The 2,227-nt window shown below is 70.4% G+C and carries 2 protein-coding genes and 1 pseudogene; 2 read left to right on the forward strand and 1 reads right to left on the reverse strand.

Annotated features, from left to right (window positions below; genetic code table 11):
• Positions 1-273: 273 nt before the first annotated feature.
• Complete coding sequence (locus AC5LUJ_RS14500; protein ID WP_493465098.1) at positions 274-774, reverse strand: MarR family transcriptional regulator; 501 nt, start codon at positions 772-774, stop codon at positions 274-276.
• A 486-nt stretch (positions 775-1,260) separates the two neighbouring features.
• On the opposite strand from AC5LUJ_RS14500, the gene AC5LUJ_RS14505 reads away from it, so the two are divergent.
• Both AC5LUJ_RS14505 and AC5LUJ_RS14510 read left to right on the forward strand, forming a co-directional pair.
• Entirely contained in the window at positions 1,261-1,743 is a 483-nt protein-coding gene (locus tag AC5LUJ_RS14505) for an NADH-quinone oxidoreductase subunit B family protein (RefSeq protein WP_250287511.1), read from the forward strand.
• Positions 1,740-2,227: pseudogene (locus AC5LUJ_RS14510) on the forward strand (hypothetical protein); the annotation flags it as partial. The gene AC5LUJ_RS14505 and the pseudogene AC5LUJ_RS14510, both read left to right, overlap by 4 nt.

Below are 2,227 nucleotides of genomic sequence, written 5' to 3' on the forward strand. Positions count from 1 at the left end.
CCCGTGGGGAGGCCCGTGGGGAAGGGCGGGCGGTGCTGACCGTGCTCGACGCGCGCGGCGTGCCGGTGCCCGAGGCGGTCCGTGAGCGGATCATGGCCTGCGCCGACCTGGCCCAGCTGGATGTCTGGCTACGCCGCGTGGGCACCGCGACCACCATCGACGACGTCATCCACGACTGACGATCCTCGCTTGCCGGCGGTACGAAGGTACGGCTGAGTGATATAGCGTGGGGCTGACCAGGGCTTTCCTTGGGAAAGCTGGTTATCGAGGGGATCAGGGAAGGTCGCTGTTGCCGCCCAGATTATCGATCATGCGGCGCAGGACGTTGAGTGCCGTCACGTAGTCGGCCGTTGCGATGCCTTCGTGCGTCTGTCCGTGAGCGCGCGCGGTGCGCTCCCTGGCGCGCAGCAGCCCAGCCTCCCCAACTCTGGTCAGCGCCAGTGAGCGCGTCAAGGCGTCCTCCGTCATCCATCCTCGGGTGATCAGATCGTCGAAGACGTCGTCGAAATCGATTCCGAGATCGTCGAACGGGGCCAGTCGCTCGACGAGCTTCGCCCGGCTCCACGCGCCGGGGGCACCGGCGACATGGTTGAGCGTCCACCAGTGCGGCTGGGTGAGATCTTCCGTGGCCAGCTCCGTACGGATGCGCCCGACCACCGCGCGGTACGCCTCACCGCTCCAGTAGCCGATGGGCTGGGAGGCAAGCTCCCGCTCGGAATACTCCTTCATGATCATAAAAATCCCCTCTCCGATCCGCCGGAAAAACATGATCATGCTGGGAGTTCAACCGCGGTCGAGGTCAAGGCATCCCCGCGACGCGGAACATCATCCGGACAGGCCTGCCGGGCCAGGGTTCGGCGGACGGTGGACGGCGGGGGTACCGGCGGCTCTTGGCATCTCCTTCAGTTGCTAATGTTTGCAATTGGTAAGGTCGGCGTGCCGTACGTGAGGCCGTGTCTGCATGCGGGGGAGACGCGGCCCACGGGGTGACTGCGGCCCGACGGACGCACCATCCACCGACGGCATGACCATGGCGGCGCGAAGCGTGTTGACACAGGTCATGGCGACACGGGTCGCGGACGCAGATCACAACGGTGTGGACCGCGGCAGCACCGATCGTGCCGTGGCAGCACGGCGCGTGACGGTGTGGATCGCGGCGTCGTCGGTTGCTCCGAAACAGCACGTACAGCACCCGACGCAACGTCTGGTCACCTTCCGCTCACCAGGAAGGACGTCGTCACCGAACATCAGGAGCATGTGGTGAATCTGCTGCGTAAGATCCGCGACACCGGGCGGGTGGCCGAACAGGCCCCGCCGGCGCCGCGGGCGGAGTGCCCACCGGCGGCCCGCGGGCTCGCCGGCTCGGTACAGGTGCGATGCGTCGATGCCGGGTCCTGCAACGGGTGCGAGATCGAGATTGCCGCCGCGTTCGGCCCGGTGTACGACGCCGAGCGGTACGGGGCGCGCGTGGTGGCGTCACCCCGGCACGCGGACGTGCTGCTGGTCACTGGGCCGGTGACGCGCAACATGGCCGAGCCGCTGCGCCGCACGGTGGAGGCGACACCACGGCCCCGGCTGGTGATAGCGGTGGGTGACTGCGCGCTGAACTGCGGGGAGTTCGCCGGCGGCTACGGCGTGCAGGGCTCGGTGGCCGACGTGGTGCCAGTGGACCTGCAGGTGCCGGGCTGCCCGCCGGAGCCGGACGCGATCGTGGCCGCGCTACGCACCGTGACCCGCCAGTGAGCGGTCTGGTCGGGCCGGCGCTGGCCACCGCCACCGGGCTGGCCGGCGTCGGGGCGGTGGCCGGGGCGTTCACCCCCGAGCGGGTGCGGCCGGCTCTGGTGGGGGTGTGCACCGCCGGGGTCGGCGTGGCCGGGCTCACCGCCGGGCTCGCGGCGCTCGCCGGTGGCGGCGGCACCAGCGGCGGTGGCGCGCCGTGGTCGGCGAGCCTGCCCGGCCTGCTGCCGCTGGCCGGGGTGCATCTGACGGTGGACGCCCTTTCGGGGCTGTTCATGGCCGTCTCCGGCGCGGTGGTGGCGCCGGTGGCGCTCTACGGGATCGGTTACACCGGGCACGGGGTGTCCGCCCGCGGGGTGCAGGCGGTGTTACCCGTCTTCGCGGCCACGCTGCTGCTGGTGCCGGCGGCGTCCAGCGTGTCGTCCTTCCTGCTGCTGTGGGAGCTGATGGCGGTCACCTCGCTGCTGCTGGTGCTGGCCGAGCACCGGTC

The sequence above is a fragment of the Protofrankia sp. CiP1_Cm_nod3 genome (assembly GCF_982290655.1).